The 19,133-nt window shown below is 69.2% G+C and carries 15 protein-coding genes; 5 read left to right on the top strand and 10 right to left on the bottom strand.

All coding sequences use genetic code 11. The features are described from left to right. Positions 1–32 precede the first annotated feature (32 nt). From Sspor_RS08805 to Sspor_RS08795, 3 genes are all read left to right on the top strand, one after another. The gene (locus tag Sspor_RS08805; RefSeq protein ID WP_202198531.1) at positions 33–497 is read left to right on the top strand and encodes a hypothetical protein; all 465 of its coding nucleotides are present in this window, start codon (positions 33–35) and stop codon (positions 495–497) included. After that, the gene (locus Sspor_RS08800; protein ID WP_202198530.1) at positions 498–1,811 is read left to right on the top strand and encodes a DUF8696 domain-containing protein; all 1,314 of its coding nucleotides are present in this window, start codon (positions 498–500) and stop codon (positions 1,809–1,811) included. Positions 1,812–1,902: 91 nt separating this feature from the next. Next, positions 1,903–2,667 (top strand): metallophosphoesterase, encoded by a 765-nt coding sequence (locus tag Sspor_RS08795; protein ID WP_202198529.1) that lies wholly within the window; start codon positions 1,903–1,905, stop codon positions 2,665–2,667. Here Sspor_RS08795 and Sspor_RS08790 read toward each other — a convergent pair. After that, on the bottom strand, positions 2,640–2,957 hold the full coding sequence (locus tag Sspor_RS08790) for a DUF2087 domain-containing protein (protein WP_202198528.1): 318 nt from the start codon (positions 2,955–2,957) through the stop codon (positions 2,640–2,642). The genes Sspor_RS08795 and Sspor_RS08790 overlap by 28 nt on opposite strands. Before the next feature lie 164 nt (positions 2,958–3,121). Here Sspor_RS08790 and Sspor_RS08785 point away from each other — a divergent pair, with 164 nt between their 5' ends. Beyond that, a complete protein-coding gene (locus Sspor_RS08785) occupies positions 3,122–5,878 on the top strand; it encodes a penicillin acylase family protein (protein WP_202198527.1) in 2,757 nt (918 codons plus the stop codon). 117 nt (positions 5,879–5,995) lie between these two features. On the opposite strand, the gene Sspor_RS08780 is transcribed toward Sspor_RS08785, so the two are convergent. From Sspor_RS08780 to Sspor_RS08755, 6 genes are all read right to left on the bottom strand, one after another. After that, positions 5,996–6,646 (bottom strand): hypothetical protein, encoded by a 651-nt coding sequence (locus Sspor_RS08780; RefSeq protein WP_202198526.1) that lies wholly within the window; start codon positions 6,644–6,646, stop codon positions 5,996–5,998. After that, positions 6,643–7,080: a DUF6114 domain-containing protein gene (locus Sspor_RS08775; protein ID WP_237403761.1), complete on the bottom strand. Its 438-nt coding sequence runs from the start codon at positions 7,078–7,080 to the stop codon at positions 6,643–6,645. Before Sspor_RS08775 ends, Sspor_RS08780 begins: the two co-directional genes overlap by 4 nt. Further along, positions 7,071–7,628: a DUF6230 family protein gene (locus tag Sspor_RS08770; RefSeq protein ID WP_202203559.1), complete on the bottom strand. Its 558-nt coding sequence runs from the start codon at positions 7,626–7,628 to the stop codon at positions 7,071–7,073. Before Sspor_RS08770 ends, Sspor_RS08775 begins: the two co-directional genes overlap by 10 nt. Positions 7,629–7,846: 218 nt before the next feature. Then, positions 7,847–8,617, bottom strand: coding sequence for a MerR family transcriptional regulator (locus Sspor_RS08765; protein ID WP_237403760.1), 771 nt, complete (start codon positions 8,615–8,617; stop codon positions 7,847–7,849). Between the two features lie 54 nt (positions 8,618–8,671). Next, the gene (locus Sspor_RS08760) at positions 8,672–9,877 is read right to left on the bottom strand and encodes a methyltransferase (RefSeq protein ID WP_202198524.1); all 1,206 of its coding nucleotides are present in this window, start codon (positions 9,875–9,877) and stop codon (positions 8,672–8,674) included. 61 nt (positions 9,878–9,938) lie between these two features. Then, the gene (locus tag Sspor_RS08755) at positions 9,939–10,289 is read right to left on the bottom strand and encodes a tetratricopeptide repeat protein (RefSeq protein ID WP_202198523.1); all 351 of its coding nucleotides are present in this window, start codon (positions 10,287–10,289) and stop codon (positions 9,939–9,941) included. Positions 10,290–10,394: 105 nt separating this feature from the next. Here Sspor_RS08755 and Sspor_RS08750 point away from each other — a divergent pair, with 105 nt between their 5' ends. Beyond that, entirely contained in the window at positions 10,395–11,360 is a 966-nt protein-coding gene (locus Sspor_RS08750; RefSeq protein ID WP_202198522.1) for a pirin family protein, read from the top strand. Positions 11,361–11,849: 489 nt separating this feature from the next. On the opposite strand, the gene Sspor_RS08745 is transcribed toward Sspor_RS08750, so the two are convergent. Genes Sspor_RS08745 through Sspor_RS08735 form a run of 3 tightly spaced genes read right to left on the bottom strand, consistent with a single transcriptional unit; the run spans position 11,850 to position 18,936 of the window. Then, the gene (locus tag Sspor_RS08745) at positions 11,850–14,411 is read right to left on the bottom strand and encodes an RNaseH domain-containing protein (protein WP_202198521.1); all 2,562 of its coding nucleotides are present in this window, start codon (positions 14,409–14,411) and stop codon (positions 11,850–11,852) included. Beyond that, complete coding sequence (locus Sspor_RS08740; RefSeq protein ID WP_202198520.1) at positions 14,408–17,770, bottom strand: hypothetical protein; 3,363 nt, start codon at positions 17,768–17,770, stop codon at positions 14,408–14,410. The genes Sspor_RS08745 and Sspor_RS08740 overlap by 4 nt, the downstream gene beginning before the upstream one ends. After that, the gene (locus tag Sspor_RS08735; protein WP_202198519.1) at positions 17,767–18,936 is read right to left on the bottom strand and encodes a restriction endonuclease-related protein; all 1,170 of its coding nucleotides are present in this window, start codon (positions 18,934–18,936) and stop codon (positions 17,767–17,769) included. The genes Sspor_RS08740 and Sspor_RS08735 overlap by 4 nt, the downstream gene beginning before the upstream one ends. Positions 18,937–19,133: the final 197 nt, after the last annotated feature.

Here is a 19,133-nt window from a genome sequence, read left to right as displayed (position 1 = left end):
GGCCAGATTCCCGCCCCTTCGACGAGGAAGCCATGACACCGCGACACCCCCTCACCCCCGCTCGCGCGGGCGCCGCATCCGCCGCCCTGGTGCTCGTGCTGGTCTCGGCCGCCACCGGAAGTCCCGTATCGGCGGCCGGGGGCGAGGGGGCCGAAGGAGCGCAGGCCACCGTCGCGTACCGGTCGGTGGCGCGGTTCGGCGCGGCGGGCAAACCCCGTGACCTGCTGCTGCACCCGGACTCGAAGAAGCTGTACGTCGGTTCGGACGACCTGACCGAGACGGCCGACGTCAACGAGAGCGGGCTGCACGTCCTGGACCCCGCCGACGGCCGGGTGCGCAGCACCGTCGGCCAGGCTCCCGGGCCCACGGGCGCGCTCGGCCGGCGGGCGGTACGGCAGCTGCTCGCTCCGCTTCCCGGAGACGGGGCGGTCTTCCTCTATCCGCTGCGCGGCATCGGTACCGCGAAGGACGGCGACGCCGCCGCGGCGGGCGCGTGAGTGCCGGGTGCGGCCGTCACCCACGCCACCGCCGGGCTCACCCCCTCGACGGTGCTGGTCGCGCAGGGCCCCGTACTGTCGGAGGTCGACATCGCGACCGCGGTGGTGAAGCGCTCCGTCACGCTGGAGGGCGGGGACGGGTTCGCGGTCGACGCGGCGCGCGGCACGGTGTGGTTCACGGACACGGCCGACCGCCGGATGTACCGGATCGACGCGGCCACCTTCCAGGTCACCGCGACGGTCGCGCTCCCCGCCGGTGAAGGGTTCGGCGGCTTCACGGAGGTGGATCCCGAGACCGGTGCCGTGTGGGTCGGGCTGGGCACCACCGTCGTCGTCCACGACGCGACGGGCGAACGGCTGGGCACCCTGCGGGGCGCGGGCACCGACATGCCCCGCGCGGTGGGTTTCGACGCCACGATGCACGAGGCGTTCGTCGTGTGGCAGGACGCGGGGGACACCTCGCAGCCGGGCAGCGACGACGACGGAGCGCTCACCGTCCACCGCACCCGTGACCTCCAGGAGGTGGCGAAGCCGCTCGTACTCCGCGGAATGCACGCGCAGTCGGGCAGCGCGGCCGTGGCCGTCGCACCCGGTGGTGCGGTCGTCTTCGTGTCGGACCCGGTCGCGGGGAAGATCGACCGGCTGGAGCGGGTGACGTCCCCTCACGTCACCAGGAACCCGGCGGACCGGTCGGTCGCGGCCGGTACCCGGGTCTCGCTGACGGCGGAGGCCGAGGGGACCCCGCGGCCCACCGTCGCCTGGCAGGCCAGTACGGACGCGGGCCGGACCTGGCGGTCCGTGGAGGGCGCGACCTCGCCGACGTACACCTTCACGGCCGCCGCCGCCGACAACGGCCGCCGCTACCGCGCCGAGTTCACCAATGACGCCGGTACGGCCCACAGCGCCGCGGCCACCCTCACCGTCACCCTCGCGGACGCCACGACGGGCGGCGACGGCTCGGCCGGACCGACCGGCTCCACGGGAGGTACGACAGCAGGCTCCGGCGGCGGTTCGGCCGCTGCGGGCGGTTCCTCCGGTTCCTCCGACGCTTCCGGCACCTCCGGCACCCCTGCTTCCGGAGGCGGCGGTTCGGCCGGCGCCACGGTCGGGGGCGCCACGGTCGGGGGCGCCACGGTCGGGGGTGCCGTGAACGAAGGCGCTGTGGGCGGAGGTGCTGCGAACGCCACCCCCGCCGGCGGTGCGCTCGCCTCCACCGGAGCCGCCGTGGCCCCCCTCGCCGGGAGCGCCGTCGCGCTCACGGCGGCCGGGTGGGTGCTGACGCGCCGCGCGCGGCGGCAGCGCACCGAGCGCTGACCGGGGACAACCCGGCCCGGGCGGAGGGCGGTTCGGCATGTTGAATGGGTGTCCACCCCTCTCTTGACCAGAGACGAAGGAGACACCGCACGTGATCGTGATCGCCCACCTCAGCGACGTCCATCTCGACGGTGACCGGCGCGCGGCCGACCGCACCCGCGCCGTCATGGAGTACCTCGACGCGCTCCCGTACGACCTGCACGCCGTACTCGTCAGCGGGGACATAGCCGACCACGCCGCGGACGCCGAGTACGAGGAGGCCGCCAAGCTGCTGCGCTCGCGCCACCCCCTGGTGGTCTGCCCCGGCAACCACGACGAGCGCGCGGCGTTCCGCCGCGGACTGCTGGGGGAGACGTCCCCCTCCACGGAGCCCGTCGACCAGGTGCTGCGCGGCGACGGATTCGTCCTCGCCGTGTGCGACTCGTCCGTCCCCGGCGAGGACCACGGCTTCCTGGAGGAGTCCACCCTGGCCTGGCTGGACGGCGTGCTGACCGAAACCCCGCCGGAGACCCCGGTCCTGGTCGCCTTCCACCACCCGCCGGTGCCGCTGAACACTCCGTACGTGGACGGGATCCGCCAGTTCGGGGAGGAGCGGCTCGCCGCCCTCGCGGAGCGCCACCCGCACCTGACCGCTTTCCTGTGCGGGCACGCGCACACCGCCGCGGCCACCACCTTCGCGGGCCGGCCGGTGCTGGTCGCGCCCGGGGTGGTCTCCACGCTGCGGCTTCCGTGGGAGGCGCCGACCGGGTCCTCCGAGCACGTGCACCTCGACGAGCCGCCGGCCGTCGCCTTCCATGTGATCGGTGACGACGGGCGGTTGACGACCCACTACAGGGTGATCGCCGACCGCCGGTAGGTCCGACCGTCACGGGTCCGCGTGAGCCGGCCCGAGGTGATCAGATAGCGCCGCAGCGCCGAGCAGTCCTCGTGCACGGTGCGCAGTGCGTCGTTCACCTCGGGCTCCGTGTAGTCCTGGCCCACCGCGAAGAGGGTCTCCGTGAGGTGCGCGAGCAACTGCTCGCGCCGGGCGGCCTTGCGCGGGATCACGGTGAGGCGGCCGCCGGAGAAGAGGTCGGAGACGTCCCGTCGCGGCGGGCGCGGGGTGGCCGCGGGCTGCGACGGCTGGTGTTCGGTGCTCTGGTCCATGTCGGCGAGCTTCGCCCGCCCGCGCCGCAGCGGCAACGGATTTTCGGCACCGGGGGCGATCGGGGACCCCGTCCACAAAAAGTGACGGTCATTCATCTTACTGAGTGGTAGTCCCGCCAGTACCCTCCCCGTGACCGGTTCCTGCCCCCCACGGAGGAGCACGTATGCGACGTCCCACCGCACGCATGAGAACCGCCGTCGCCGCCGGGCTGATCGCCCTCGGCGCTGCCCTCGTGTCCCCCCTCGCCCCCGCGGCCGCGGCCGCCGCCGACGACCCCGTACCGCTTCCCGTCGCCGACTACTGCGGCAACCAGTGCTCCGACATCCTGCCGCCCGGCCAGAACGGCAACGCGACGCTCACCCAGATCCTGCTGCACAAGGCCTTCGGGACCATGCCGGCCCACGCCTCGGACCAACTGGCCCGCTACGACTCCCTGGTGGCCGGCTATCCCGGGCTCACCGACGCCAAGGTCAACGACTTCTTCAACAACGCCTCCTTCGGAGTTCCCGCCGATCAGGTCGAGTCCACCAGCAGCCCGCGCCCCGACGTCACCATCACCCGCGACAAGAAGACCGGCGTCCCCCACATCAAGGGCACCACCCGCTACGGCACTTCCTTCGGCGCGGGCTATGCCGCGGCCCAGGACCGCCTCTGGCAGATGGACCTCTTCCGGCACGTCGGCCGCGGGGACCTGACCCCCTTCGCCGGCGGCGCCCTCGCCAACCAGGGCCTGGAGCAGCAGTTCTGGCCGCAGGCCCCGTACACCGAGGCCGACCTCCAGGCCCAGGTGGACCGGATCCGCACCACGGAGGGCGAGCGCGGACGCCTCGCGATGGAGGACGCCCAAGCGTACGTGGACGGCATCAACCTCTACCGCACCCAGTCCAAGAGCGGCCGCTACTTCCCCGGCGAGTACGTCCTCACCGGGCACATCGACTCGATCACCAACGCCGGTGAGATCCAGCCCTTCAGGATCACCGACCTGATCGCCCTCGCCTCCGTCGTCGGCGGCCTCTTCGGCGGCGGCGGAGGCGGCGAGGTCCAGGCCGCGCTGTCCCTGCTGGCCGCCCAGCAGAAGTACGGTCTGGAGGAGGGCACCCGGGTCTGGGAGTCCTTCCGCCAGCGCAACGACCCCGAGGCCGTGCTCACCGTCCACGACGGTACGAGCTTCCCCTACGCCCAGAAGCCCGCGAACCCGCAGGGCTCGGCGCTCCCGGACGCCGGATCCGCCGTCGCCGAGCAGCTCGTGTACGACCGTACGGGCGCGGCGACCGCCAAGGAGGCCGCCGACCCGCCGAAGCCGGTCAAGCAGAGCATGTCCAACGCCCTGCTCGTTTCCGGAGCGCACACCGCGAGCGGCCACCCGGTGGCCGTGTTCGGCCCGCAGACCGGCTACCTCGCACCCCAGCTCCTCATGCTCCAGGAGCTCCAGGGACCCGGGATCAGCGCCCGCGGCGCCTCCTTCGCGGGCGTCAGCATGTACGTCCAGCTCGGCCGCGGCCAGGACTACGCGTGGAGCGCCACCTCCGCCGGGCAGGACATCACCGACACCTTCGCCGTGGAGCTGTGCGAACCGGGCGGGCAGGCGCCCACCAAGGCCAGTGCGCACTACCTCTACCGCGGCACCTGCACGCCCATGGAGAAGCTGGAGCGCACCAACACCTGGAAGAAGTCCGTCGCCGACCCGACCCCCGACGGCTCCTACCGGATGCAGGTGTGGCGCACCCACTACGGCATCGTCACGCACCGGGCCACCGTCGCGGGCAAACCCGTCGCCTACGCGGCGCTGCGCTCCACGTACCGCCACGAGGCCGACTCGATCATCGGCTTCCAGATGCTGAACGACCCCTCCTACGTCAAGGACGCCCGCACCTTCCAGCAGGCCGCCGAACACATCGGCTACGCCTTCAACTGGTTCTACGCCGACTCGCGCGAAGCGGCGTACTACAACAGCGGGTCGAACCCGGTCCGGGCGCCCGGAGTCGACGCCGCCCTGCCCGTGCTCGCCCGGCAGCAGTACGAGTGGCAGGGCTTCGACCCGGCCGCGAACACCGCCGCCTACACCCCCTTCGCCGAGCACCCGCGGTCCATCGGCCAGGACTACTACATCAGCTGGAACAACAAGCAGGCCAAGGACTACGGGGCGGCCGGCTTCGGCATGGGCGCCGTGCACCGGGGCGACCTCCTCGACCGGCGCGTCCGCGCACTCGTCGCGGCGGGCGGGGTGACCCGGGCCACGCTGACCCAGGCCATGGCCGAGGCCGCCGTCACCGACCTGCGGGCCGAGAACCTGCTGCCCGAGCTGCTCGCCGTCCTGCGCAGCGCACCGGTCACCGATCCGGCGGTGAGCGCGGCGATGGGCAAACTGGAGGCCTGGCAGGCGAGCGGAGCCAAGCGCAAGGAGACCGCCCAGGGTTCCCGGACGTACGCGCACGCGGACGCCGTCCGGATCATGGACGCCTGGTGGCCGCTGCTGATCGAGGCCGAGTTCGAGCCGGGTCTCGGGGCACCGCTCTACGACGCCCTGCGGGCCTCGCTGACCGTCGACGAGGCACCCAACGCGGGCCACGGGCCCACCGGGTCCCATGCCGGATCGGCCTTCCAGTACGGCTGGTGGGGCTACGCCGACGAGGACCTGCGCATGGTGCTCGGGCGGCCGGTCGCCGATCCGCCGTCCCAGGTCTACTGCGGGGGCGGCTCGCTCCCCGCGTGCCGCGACGCCGTGGCCACGACACTGAAGCAGGCGGCCGCCGCCACCCCCGCGGCCGTCTACCCGGCCGACGGGACCTGCGCGGCCGGCAACCAGTGGTGCGCCGACTCGATCGTGCAGCGCCCGGTCGGCGGGCTCGCGCATCCGCAGATCAACTGGCAGAACCGGCCCACCTACCAGCAGGTGACGGAGTTCGCCGCACACCGCTGACGGTGCGGGGCGCAGCGGCGCGAGGTCGCACCGCGCACGGCGGCCCGCCGGCCCCCGGATTCCTCCGGGGGCCGGCGGGCCGGAAGCCGGCCTGGCCGGCCGGTCGGGCCGGGCCGCTCAGGGGCCGACGGTGATCTGCTGCGCCGGATCGGTGGTGTCGGCGACCTTGTAGACCGCGTTGAAGGTGGACGTGGTCGCGCTCGTCGGGCAGCCGAAGCCGCCGGTGACCGTGACCGGTACGGAGGCGTTCGTGAAGGTCAGGGTCGACGGAGCGCCGTTGGCCCAGGTGCCGCCGACGGACGCCGGGGCGGTGGGGGCGGCGGTGACCGTACAGGAGGCGAGCCCGCTCGTCTGGACCACCAGACCGCCGACCGGCAGGCCCATGGTGGCGCTGATCGGGGCGCCGTCCTGCATCGACACCGACCAGGCACCGCTGGTGGTGACCGTGGGCGTCACCCCCCACATGCTGGAGGTGCACGAGCTGTAGGTGGGCGCCGAGATCGGCGCGGACACGGGCCCGGCCGGGTTGTTGTTGCCGGGGGCTCCCGGCACGCTGCCGGTGGCGACGGAGACCGTACAGGTCACGGTGACCGAACCGGCCTTGAGGGTGGCCTTCCCGCTGAGGGTGGCCCGGAACGCGTGCCCGGCCGGGGTGACGGTGGTCGACCCGGCCAGGGGTAAGGGCGCGGCGGAGGCGGTGACCGAGGCGAGCGCGATGGCTCCGGCGGCGGCCGTCCCGAGGGCGAGCGCGGTGCGCGTACGGCTCATGGCTGTGCTCCTTGGGGATCGTGGTGCGGGGTGGGGGGAGGTGGCGCGGCCGGGGCGGACTCCGCGTTCTGGGCGCGGCGGACGGCGTGCGGCTGCCAGGCGAACATCAGGCCGCCGCCGAGGATGCCGAGCAGGGTGCCGATCAGGAACCCGCCCAGATTCGACAGGACCAGTGCGGCAGTGGCGATCAGGGTGGTGAGGACACCCGCGAGTGAGCGCTGAGCCGGAGAGAACCAGGCGGTGAGCCCGAGCACGATCATCACGATGCCCATCAGGACGGACGGGATCCCCGCCACCCCCTGCTGGAGCATGATCTTCAGCGGTGCCAGCGGCAGGACGCAGATCCACGACCCGGCCAGGATCGCGAACAGCCCGCCCCAGAAGGGCCTGCTGCGCCGCCACCGCCGCCAGCGCCGACGCAGGCTCAGAAGCATTCCTTCTTGCCCTTGCTGACGTTCATGCTGAGCCCGGTGAGCTTGAAGGTGCCGGCGTTCGTCGCCCATGCCGTCTGCTGGAGATCGGTGATGCTGACCGTGTCGGCCTGCTGGGCGAAGAGGTCCTGCATCCCCTGGGCGTCGGCCGGACCCTTGTCGAGGGTGGAGGCGTCGCGCCCGATCTCGATGTTGCTGAAGACGGCGTCGCCCGAGAGCTGGGTCGCGTCGACGAAGAGGTTGCTCGCCTCCACCGGGGCCTTGCGACCGGCGGTGAGGTTGAGCGAGATGTCCCCGATCACCGGAAGCGTGGTGACCACGGACTGGCAGAGACTGTGGAGCTTGGCCTCCCTGATGGCGGTGACGGCCACCGGGATGAGCTCCTCGCGGGCGTTGACGTCCACGCTGCCGTACTGGGCGAAGCCCTCGCCCTCCAGGCTGCTCGCCGACACCTTGAACTGCTGTCCCGATACGGCGAAAGAGGCGGCCAGCACGCCCTGCGCGAGGGCGAGGCCGAGACCGGCGGTCACGGCGACGGCGGGGAGGGTCAGAACGGCGAACCGCCGCCAGCGGACGCGGCCGGAATCATCGCCGGAAAGGTCGGAGGGATGCGAAGGATCGGAAGGATCGAAACGGTCGGATAAATGGGGGGAACCGGTCATGAGGGTGTCCCTTATTTCGGCGGTGCACCGTTGTTACCGACGAGTTGAATGTAAGAGTGCCAATGGGGGTTGGCAAGGTTGTGCGAGTGCACCCTTTGAGCCGACTCCTACTTCTCCGTACGCAGCAGTTCGGCGACCTCCGCGTCCACCCGCCGGGCCATCGCCCGCGCGAACTCCGACGTCACCACCTCACCGGCCACCGGTCGCAGGGCCGCCACGGCCGCCGTGATGTGCCGTAGCTGCGTGGCCGAAAGTCGTTCCAGACCCTCCAGGCCGTCCAAGCCCGCCGCGTCGATCACATAGCGCCGGAACAGCCCCACGAACCGGTCCGCGACCGCCGCCGCCTGCGCCTGCACGAACGCGCCGGCATCCAGGATCTCCGTGAGCGGCACCCCCTGCCGCACCAGCGTCAGCGTCGCCTCCAGCAACCGCCGGCTCGGGTACGTGACCAGGTCCCCGTCGACCGTCACATAGCCGAGCTCCGCCGCACGCCGGGTGTCAGCGGCGGTCGCCGTCGGCCCGAACAGCTCCCGCAGCTCGGCCCGGGTCATCGTCACCGGCTCCTCCTGCACCCAGTCCCGGGTCATCTCCCGTTCCAGGCCCAGCAGTCGAGACAGGCCGCCGCCCTGCTCCCACGCGTGCAGGAGCTCGGCGATGCCCTTGACGGTGTAACCGCGCCCCAGCAGATCGCTGATCAGCCGCAGCCGGGTCAGGTGATCGTCGGAGTACCAGGCGATCCGGCCCTCCCGGCGCGGCGGCGGCAGCAACCCGCGCTCCTGGTAGTAGCGCAGGTTGCGCACCTTGACGCCCGCCGCCCGGGCCACGTCCTCGCGGCGGTAGCGACCGCCACCGCTTCCGTCCTCCACCTGGCTGCTCACGCGCCAGAGTGTAGGACGCCCCCGGCCACCGCCGGGGGCAGTGCCCCGGGCAGGTCACATGGGCCGCGGGCGATCCTGCTTGACCGCCCGCAGGACCACGAACTTCGGCTCGCTCGCGACGACTTCGCTGTTGCCGAACAGCCGGCGCAGATGGGTGTGGTAGCCCATGTGCCGGTTGGCGACGATCCACAGTTCGCCGCCCGGCCGCAGCACCTTGCGCGACTGCGCGAACATCCGCAGCGCCGTCGCGTCCGTCGTGGCCTGGTGGGAGTGGAACGGCGGATTGCTCAGCACCAGGTCCGCGGAGCCGGGGGCGAGCATCGCCACCCCGTCGCCGACGTGGAACTCGGCGGTGCGCCGGCCCTCCCGGATGTTCGCCCGGTAGGTCGCCCGCGCCGAGGCGACCGCCTGGTAGGACTCGTCGGTGAAGACGACCTCGGCATCCGGGTCGTGGGCCTGGACGGCCGTGCCGACGACGCCGTTCCCGCAGCCCAGGTCCACGACCCGGGCGCCGTCGGTGTTGGTCGGCAGGTTCTGCAGGAAGAAGCGGGTGCCGACGTCCAGCCGGTCCGCGCAGAAGATGCCCGCGTGGTTGACGACGGACAGGCCGGAGGCGGAGCCAGCGTCCTCGTCCACCGTGTACGTCAGCGGCCACGGCCCGGCGGACGTGGGACGGGTCGCCCCGGGAGTGCCCGGCGTGCAGAAGATCAGCCGCGCCTTCTTTTCCGCGAGCGAGGTCCGCGTAGGGCCGAGGATCTTCTCGAAGAGGCGCAGCGTGGAGGTGTGGATCTCCTTGACCATGCCGGCGCCGACGACGACGGTGCCCGCGTGCACGTGCGGGGCCAGCCGGTACAGCTGGTCCTCCAGCAGCGCCAGGCTCTTCGGTACCCGCACCAGCAGGACGTCGATCCGCTCCGGCGGCGGGTCCTGGGTGGTCAGCAGGGTGACCGTCGACTTGGACGTCCCGATACCGGCCCGGTCCAGGTTCGCGGCGGTGGAGGCGCGGGTGAGGGCGGAGTCGGTGATCTGCGTCGGGCGGTACGCGGCGAGCGCCGTCGTCAGCGTCCCCCAGCGGTCCCCGAGCACGGTGATCTGGCCGGCGGCGGCGGCCAGGTCCACCGGCCCGCGTTCCCCGGTACCGGAGTCGAGGTGGCGCAGCAGGTACTCGTCGGCGGCGTCCCAGGCGCGGAGCCGGTCGCGCGGGTCCTCGGGGAAGCGGCTGAGCTCGTAGGAGCCGAAGGGTGTGGTGAGGCGGTTCATATGGGCCCCAGGCTATCCGAGCCGGGGGCCCGACCCCGCACGCGCGGGGCCGGACGGCGCGCTACTCGGGGAACTCGCCGGCCATGGCGGCCGCCATCCGCAGGTGGGGCCGGGCCTCGGCGGCCCGCCCCAGGCGCTCCAGGGTGCGACCGAGCATCAGCTGTGCGTAGTCCTCCACCGGCCAGCGCTCCAGGACGGCGCGCAGCTCGCGCTCGGCGCGGGACAGCTGGGCGGAGTGGTAGTAGGCGCGGGCCAGCAGCATCCGGGGGGCCAGCTGCTCGGGGGCCTCACCCGCCAGGCCCTCCAGGATGCGGGCGGCCGTCGCGTACTCCTTCGCGTCGAAGAAGAGCTGGGCGCGCGCCCAGCGCTCGGCTGCCGTCCCGTGCTCGAAGTACGTCGTCGGCGCGTCCATCGTGTCCCTTCCGCCGTTCAGGTGATCCGTGCGTTGCCTCCAACACGCCCTGGCGGTGGAACATTCCGCTCTCCGCCGCCACCGCCTCGGGGCTAGGTTGTCCACATGAGCAATCTCGATCGCCAGCCCGCTCTCTCCGCCTGCGGCGGCCGCGGCTTCGTCGTCGCCGAACCGGTGCGCGAGCTCCTCAGCCCGCGCACGGTCAAGCTCGGGGAGTCCACCGAGGTCCGCCGGCTCCTGCCCAACCTGGGCCGCCGCATGGTGGGCGCCTGGTGCTTCGTGGACCACTACGGCCCGGACGACATCGCCGACGAGCCCGGCATGCAGGTCGCACCGCACCCGCACTCCGGGCTCCAGACGGTGAGCTGGCTGCACGAGGGCGAGGTGCTGCACCGCGACAGCGTCGGCAGCCTGGAGACGATCCGGCCCCGCGAACTGGGCCTGATGACCTCCGGGCGCGGGATCAGCCACTCGGAGGAGAGCCCGCGCCCGCACGCCCGCTTCCTGCACGGCGCCCAGCTGTGGGTGGCCCTGCCGGACGCCCACCGCAACGTGGAGCCGCACTTCCAGCACCACGCCGACCTCCCGCGGGTGACGGCCCCGGGCCTGATGGCGACGGTCATCCTGGGCACCCTGGACACGGCGACGTCGCCGGGCACGGCGTACAGCCCGATCGTGGGCGCGGACCTGACCCTCGCGTCGGGCACGGAAACCCGGCTCCCGCTGGACCCGGACTTCGAGTACGCGGTCCTGTCGATGTCGGGCGAGGCCCATGTGGACGGCGTCCCGGTCCTCCCGGGCTCGATGCTCTACCTCGGCTGCGGCCGCACCGAACTCCCCCTCAGGGCAACGTCGGACGCGAGCCTGATGCTCCTGGGCGGCGAGCCGTTCGAGGAGGAGATCGTGATGTTCTGGAACTGGATTGGCCGGTCCCACCAGGATATCGCACAGGCCCGCGAGGACTGGATGAATGGGTCGAGATTCGGCGAGGTGAAGGGGTATGACGGCCCTTCACTTCCGGCCCCTGACCTGCCCCCGGCCCACCTCAAACCACGCGGCCGAGTGCGCTGACCTGCGATAACTAGAGAGATGCGGTCTCGCGGGGCGTGGGTCGTGCGCCTTCCGGTTGTCGAAGCCTCGGCGCTTTCGATCACGCCCCGCGCTTGCCCTTCGATGGTGCGGGGCCTTCCCCTTCTGTGGGCGTCCGTGGGTGGGTGTGTGTCGACGAATGCTGACCCAATGCTGACTTTGCTGACGGTGCGTCAGGTGACTCTTCGGGAAGGTGCAGACGTCGAATCGACCTCGTCGGCGATCGGCGCTTGCCTGGAAGTTGTTCCCGGCTACGTGCCGGTCGGGTTGCCCACTGCGCTTCGCAAGGGCCGGACCGAGAGCCTGATCGCCTGGGCGTCACTGCTTGTAGGAAGCCGACAAGCGGGACGTCGAAGCAGGCCCTGAACGCTCGTCGAAGCAGGGCATGCCTTCCCTCGGGACCATGAGTCGGAGATGTGGTGGCAGTGGGCGGCTACTAGGTCCCGCACGACGATTCTCTGAGTCAGGCCACTAGGGCTCGTCACTCTCCGCGCCTGGAGCCTCGGTGGGTTCGATGCTGGGGCCGCGGTACTCCGGATGGGCGCGGTCGATGGCTCCGGCGATGTGGAGGGGCACCGGGTGGCGTGTGCGTGCGTCCCAGGCGAGTGACTGGTGGCAGAGCTGGGCTGCCAGTCCGGCGAGGTGTTCGGGGTCGCGTCCGTCGGCGTTCGGGACCGTGATTTGGACCGCAGTGAAGCTGTGCCAGTCCTTGCGCTGGAGGCTTTCCTCGTCCGTTGGGATCGTGAAGCGCGTGTGGACGCCGCCGATGCTGCCCGCGCTCCCGAATCCGTCGTAGCTGCGGGAGGCTTGGGCGATGTACCAGGTGGGGGTCCCCGTGCCGCTGGTGCGCCGGTACAGGTACTCCCGAGGCTTGGGGGGCCGCTTAGGGTTCTTGCGATTGCTGGCCGCGTTCACCACTGGGGTCGGAACCTCGCCATAGGCAGTGTTGATGGCGACGATGGCAACAGAGCGAGTATCGGTTCGGAGGTTGTCTCCAGGCAGTTCGCCCGCACCGAAGTGCATGTTCTGCAGTCCGGGCCAGATCGTGCGGCATGCCTCGGTGTTAACAAAGATGATCAGCGGGCGGTCGCTGGGCAGCAGCTTGAGCGCAGCCTCGATGTGGTGCCGGGTGAGGAGCGCTCCTTCCTCGTGGCGGGCATGGCCCGGCCGGCCAATGGGTCCGCGCCCGAAAGCTGCTTCGGCCTCGGCCTGCTGGAGCCAGTCGTGCGTCGTGTGGTCATATGACTCGAGGTGCCATGCGCGCTCGGGACTGCTGGTGGTGTGGAGGGCGGTGAGTACCTCGACCATTTGAGTCCGGTCCGCGCCGCCGGGTCGACGGTTGCTGACGCGCTGCTGGCGCAGGTGAATGCCGACGAGGATGGGTTCATCGGTGAACTGAGTGACCTGGGCGAGTCGGTTGTCCACGGCTCCGAGCCGGAACAAGAGGTCACGCAGCGCGTTGAGGGCCTTGAAGTCCTTGGCAGCTTCTTCGTCTGCGGTCGGCTCGTCACTGCCCTCCTCGGAATCCGGTAGGCGGGCGAGGAACTGGGATACGACATCGCGGCGGTACAGGGCAAGACGTAGATCGCGCTTATGGTCGTGCCGGTGCTGGTTGGCCTCCCGCTCACGCTTGGTTGGCTTCGGATTCCAGATGGTCTCGACCCAGGCACCATTGAGGGCACCGTCCTTGAGATCATCCAGGAAGGTCAGCTCGTGATCCCAGTCGACCTGCTCGATGCGGTCGATCGCCCGCAGTCGCTGGAAACGCACTGCGAGACGCGCAGTGAGCTGATGGTCGTCGCCGTCGCTGCACGCGGCCAGTCCTGCTGGATCCCCTGCGTACGGCGCGAGGGTCTCGAGCATCCGCCGGCGTGTCGTGCCCTCGTTGTAGAGGGCGATGACGCGTACGTGGCTGCGGCCCGTGGCGGTCAGGGCGTGATCCAGGTGTTCGCTGGAGATGGCTCCCTTCGTCGGACGGACGAGCTCGATGCCTGTGCGGTCAAAGCTGATCTGTGTGATCTTCGGACGTTGGATCGTCTCCGTGATGTGATCGGCGAGCACGCTGTTGAATCGCGTGCCTACTCCCTTCCCCAGGGGGTGCGAGATGGGTCCCGGGACGAGGGCGCGGACGCCGCCGGCGAGTTTGGTCAGGTCGTCGTTGGATGGCCACTCGGCGAACCCCATGCCGCAGGCCTCGACCACCTCCGAGGCGTAGTTGCGCGCGTAGGGGACCCATTCGCCGGCGCTGTTCCTTGTGTGGCCGATTGGCATCCTCAGCAGGGTGTTCTTCCCGTGGTCGATGAAGGCGGTGCGTGTGCCGGCCCAGTGTGTTGCCAGGCGGCTGAAGGTGGGGAGGACATGGAGGGCGAAGAGCGGCTCGCCTGGGTGGGTGACCACACGAAAGTCGAGCTTGTGGATGGCGTACCCGGTGCGCTTAGGCCGTTCCGTTGTCCGCTTGGTGACGTTGTCCCAGCTGATGAGGCTGCCCTGGGTGTCCATGCGCCATCGCACGTTCAGATGCGATGGGCCGTTGGGGATCGGCAATGGCTTTCTGGCCAGACGCTGTGCGAAGTTCCATGCGGCGACGCGATAGAACCAGCCCGGCGCGTGGGGGCGTCCCTGTGCTGAGCCTCGAACGTAGGAGGCGAGCTCCGGCTTCTGAACCTCGGCAGCCGCCAGGAGCGGGGCGAGTGTGTTGAGGTCGTCGCCCTTCCGGATGCACGATTCCCACTGCTGGACAGCAGTGCTGAGTACCCACGGGTCGAACGGTTGGGTGGTGACGGCCACCGCAGGGCTGGCGAGCTCGTCCTCAAGGTGGTCGTAGCTGTGGGGCATGAGGACAACGGGCTGTCCGGAGACGGCACTGAGTGCAGCGGCGAGCCCCGAGTACGGAGGGCGCCTCGGCTTGCCTCCCTTGGCGTCCCCATAGACGGGGAGGTTGCCCCACGCTTCGCCGAACTCACGGTCCAGCGGATAGAGCGTGATCTTGCCGAGGGCCGTGTGCGGAAAGAGGAAGGCGAGGGTGGTGATCACGGAGTGGTCTTCCTGGTGTGGCGGTCAGCGAAGGCGAAGAAGGCATCCAGAGTGGTGCCGTAGAGGCTCTGCATCCGAGGTAGCGCACCCGTCCGCAACCACTCGCTCCGCAGTTCACGGATCAGGTGCGGCAGGTCGGAATTCCCATTGGCATCAAGGAAGGCGTAGTCGACCAGCTTGATGCGCCCCGGTGTTCCTCCCCGGCGTGCGCGGCCAACGAGCTGGATGAGACTGATGATCAGTTCGGCTGCGATGGCTCTCTTGGCCCGGTTGGGCAGTGACCGGAAGTAGCGGTCGCTGTTGACGAGCTGCTCGAAGTACTTGCCAGCGACGCTTACTCGTCGGGCGAGCTCCTTCCAGGGCTCGCCGCAAGCAGACTTCTCGTCGAGCGACCTGGCTCCCACATGCGCGAGTAGCTCATCGGGTTCGTCGATGAGCGGCACCGGTCGGATCGCCACCCAGATCGAACCAATGGCCGACTTGTTGGTCTGCGGGGCGAGGATGTTCAGTCCGCGCTCGGCTCGGCCCAGGGGGGCGATCAGAATGCGGGCCTTCGGGAGCCGGGTGAAGCTCTCCAGCTGATCACCGGGGATCTCATGCCAGACCGGCTCGGCCGCTTCGTCTTCGCGCCCCACGGGTTCGTCTTCCGGCCGGGGGCGGACAGCAACGGCGATGAGTCCTGGTTCCGCGCCGGCTGCGAGAAGTCCGTCGCGGAGGTGCTGGCAGCTGTCGTACGACGTGGTCACAAGCAGGACGGAATCTTGGACACGCTGTGTGCTCAGAGCACCGAGGTCCCGTAGCTCTCCGCGGAGGCGGGGCCACATGCGCTGGCCGAGGAGCTTCGTGGCCTCTGTTCGGTCCTTTCCTGTGGTTCCGGAGATGCGGAGCATGTCTTGTCCCTGGCCGGGAAACAGCTCGGCCTCGACGGTCACACCATGGTCGACGTTGTCCGGCACCCACCAGGTGGGCGGGGTGTGAACATGGTGGCGGTGAGCCCCTGGTGCGAAGGAAGTGGCGGAGAGCCCGAGCACTGCTCTCTGATGGCCGCTGTGTGCCAGGGCTGTGATCTGGCCCAGGGTGATCAGGTAGGTGTGTGGGTCTCCGCCGAAGGCGGCGACACTGAGACGGGTGTCCTCGGGGCTGCCCGTACGAACGTCCTCTGTGAACGCAAACATGAGCCGGCCCCTTGGACCATGAGGGATAGCCCGCCAGACGCTGAAGGGCCCGAGAACATCTGCGATGTCCCTTGCCGCCTCGACACCGACCAGTTTCAGCTGCTGAGCGTTGTGGACAAACCGGTACAGGAGCTGACGCAGCGGCTCGAGGAAGGCTCGGCGGAGCATCCGGTCGATGACATCGGCTCTGACCTGTTGGTTGGGGACCCAAGGGCCCAGGAGGCGTTCCAGCTCCCGGCGGACGTGGGACAGGCTGCCAGCGTGCTCGTCCGGGTCTGTGACTGCGCGGAGTAGTTCGGCCAGAGGCCTCAGGAGATCCGGGAGGGCGTCCAGTCTGACCGTGCGCTCGTACAGTCCGGCGAGGATTGCTCGATCGTTGGGGCTGGGTGTGGTGGTGATCAATTCGGTGGTGATCAAGGTTTCGTCGTTGGCGAAGAGCGCGATCAGTTGGCCAGTGATCCAGCCGTCCCAACGTTGCGGAATGATCCACCGCTTGTCCTGGGCGGGGGTGGCCGCGCGCTTCTTGTGGGGGCTTCGCCTTGGGTAGCCAAGGCCTGAGGTGGAGGCCAGGGTGCCGTGGGCCAGATGGCTGGTGTAGGTCTCGGCAAGCCAACGTGTACGCATCAGCGTGTTGCGCATGCTCTCGTCCAGGGCCGGCCGCACCCGTCCGAATGCCTGGATGAGCTGGGTGTCCAGCTCGAGGAGCGGCCGCTGTTCATGCCGGTTTCCCCAGGCAAGGTTCAGGCCACGACCTGCGCGTCCCAGGACGTAAGACTGAAAGGCGTCCACCTCGTCGAAGGCCGTGAACTGGCATCGACGGAGAACGAGCTCCTCCACGGTCATGCGCTCCACGACGGCGCCGCTCTCCAGACGGACCGGGATGTGGAGGTGACCTTGGTAGAAGTTGGCATGGGTGGTGACGATGATCTGTGCCGTGCAGGCTTGGCGGGCGAGTCGAAATTTCCCGCAAACCTGTCGGAAGGGACACGCGCACGGCCCTTGCCGGAGACCTCGCTTAGGCTTGCCCTGAGGCGCTGCTCCGGGTGATCGGTGGGGCACCAAGGAGACGCAGTGTTCGTGTCCCGGCACCCATGCGTCGACCTCTTCGTCCAGGGTTGCCAAGGAAGGCAGAGCGCAGCCGTATCCGAGTCGCCGCTCGGCCCACTCGATGAACTCGCGGTCTTTCGATTCGGCGGCCACTTGCTCAACAGCCGCCATCATGCTGTTGGGAGACATGAGCGGTACGACCACGCTGCCGGGATCCTTGACACCCCGAGCAGATAGGTCTTTCTCGATTCCCCACGCCATCTTCAATGCGGCGACCGTCGTCGGCACCACCAAGGCCAAGTTGATCGCCTGCTGGTGTGCCCAGGAGCCCAGGCTGCGCATGAAGACGCTTTTGCCGTAGCCGGTGGGTGCTTGCAGCACCTGCAGGTTACCGGCGGCTACCTGAAGGATGTCGCCCGTCAGCCGCCCGTCACTGCTGCGTAGCTGTTGGAACAATTGCCCTAAGGACTCGGTCCGGAAGGTTTCGCCTGCGTCCTGATCCAACTCGGCGTTGAGATTCATGAAGCCGGCGAGCTTGATGGAGATGTCGTTCGTGGCCGGTGCTGTTCGGACGAGGGGCAGGTCGATTTCTGGGGCAGAGTGTCGCTCGTCCAGTGTGTAGTGCGCCTGCACGGCCCATGTGTGCTCCGTGCCGGCGACTGGAACACGCAAGGTCGTTACGTAGTCTCCGGGCTTTGCGGCAGACATGGGTTGGGAGTGCTCCGTGCGGATCCGCTCGATCTCTCCCAGCAGTAGATCTGCGAGCTCGGTCGGGAGCATGCCATGGCGTGCCGCAAGATGACCTGAATCAAGCAGAACGTATTCGCTGATGGCTCCAGTGCTCAGGAACCGTTCGGCGTCGATGCGCAACGACTCCGCGTTGCTCAATCTATTCTGTCGTTGCCGCAGCATGCGGCTGATGCGGCGCTGGTCATCGAGCGGCAGGTTCGAGTACTCGCTCCACGCATCGAATTGACCGGTGAGGAGGTAGCAGACTCGCTCGAGGTCGGTTCCGCTCCTTCCGTCCGCTGATCGGATGGGGAAGTAGGCATGTGCAACCGCGCACGCGCATGCGATGACCTTTGGAAGGATTCGCCGGTCGAGTGCTGATTCGTCGTCGATGGCCTGCCGCATCATTGGCGCTTGGCCTTCCTGATCTGGGCCTTGACCTGACTGATGACCTCACTCACCAGCAGGACCTCCATATTTGGCAAGAGGGCGGTCAGCTCGTCTCGCTGGGCTTCGCCTCGGTAGTCGGGAATCACGATGGTGCGCGCAGCCAGCGGCTTCTGGCAGATCTTGTCGGCGAGCGACACCGCGGATGCGTAGTCCTTCACGTCCAGTGTCTTCACCCAGCCAGTAGCGGGCACCTTCACAAGAAGGTCGATCCGGTCTTTGTTGGGCCAGATTTCGACGTGTACGCCGTGCAGCCTCAGTCGGTCGAGCCGCTCGAAGAGATAGACCTCAGAGACGCCGGAGATGACGATGTGCCGCCACACCGCAGTCTCTACGCACATGCTCCGGTCAGGTCCCTCACGCAGGAATACGCGGGCCGCAGGCTGACGAGGAACGTCTCCATCACGGGGCTGCAGCAGCGGCCGGCCCTTGGATGAGTCGCGCCGTACGAAGTAGACCGCGTCGTGCAGCGGGAATCGGCAACGGACTTCAAATTCGTCCACATGCATGGGCCATTGGCAGACAGGGCACGGCCACCAGTACTTGTCACGAAAGACCTGATCGGCAGGAATCGGCACGTAGCGCACCGACTTCCGCATCCCCACCGCCTCGGCGAAGAGTTGGGCCAACTGCCTCTCTGCGCCAGCCGGATTCTTCACCACGAAGTAGCGGTGTGCTGTGTACTCGTCCTCGTTCGCACCCTCATTGATACGCCGGAAGGCTTCATTCTCGACCAGCTCGGCATGCATCCAGGCCCACGTGGGCAACCACCCGCGGGCCGGGTCCACGCCACCGCTGAGGAGCTCAACGATGTCTTCGCAGCCTTCGCTGTAGACGTCGTCACTGAGATCGCCATTCTGGAGGATCGTCAATCCCCGGACCGCCACGTCAGAGAAGAGTTCGGGTGCGATCTCTTCAAGTGGGCGGTGTAGTGCGTCAATCAGCATGGACGGAGTGGTCGGACCACGTCCCGGGCCGCAGACGGACATCACGACGCCCGTCATGCGAGCAATCTCGCGGCGGGCAGCGGGCTCCTCGTACCGGCAGGTGTGAGCGTATCCAGCTCGAACAGCGGCGCTGATCAAGACTCGACGGTGGAATAGCAATGTGTCAGACGGCAGCGCCATCAGACCTCCATCTCACTTCACTGAGTGACCACGACAGAGCTCTCTGTGCCGCAGGATCATGCCACGGAGAGACGGGACCAAGAGGGATCCTGATTTCGTTGTGGCGCTGGTCTGACCTGCAGGAACAGGAAGAAGGGCAGTTGCTGACGGCGCGAAACTTCACTCAACCGGGTGACGGTAGTGCACCAAAGGAGCGC

It is taken from the genome of Streptomyces spororaveus, assembly GCF_016755875.1.
Taxonomy (GTDB): Bacteria; Actinomycetota; Actinomycetes; order Streptomycetales; family Streptomycetaceae; genus Streptomyces; species Streptomyces spororaveus.
The sequence above is the reverse complement of the archived record's forward strand: the minus strand, read 5'-3'. Positions and strand labels throughout refer to the sequence as shown.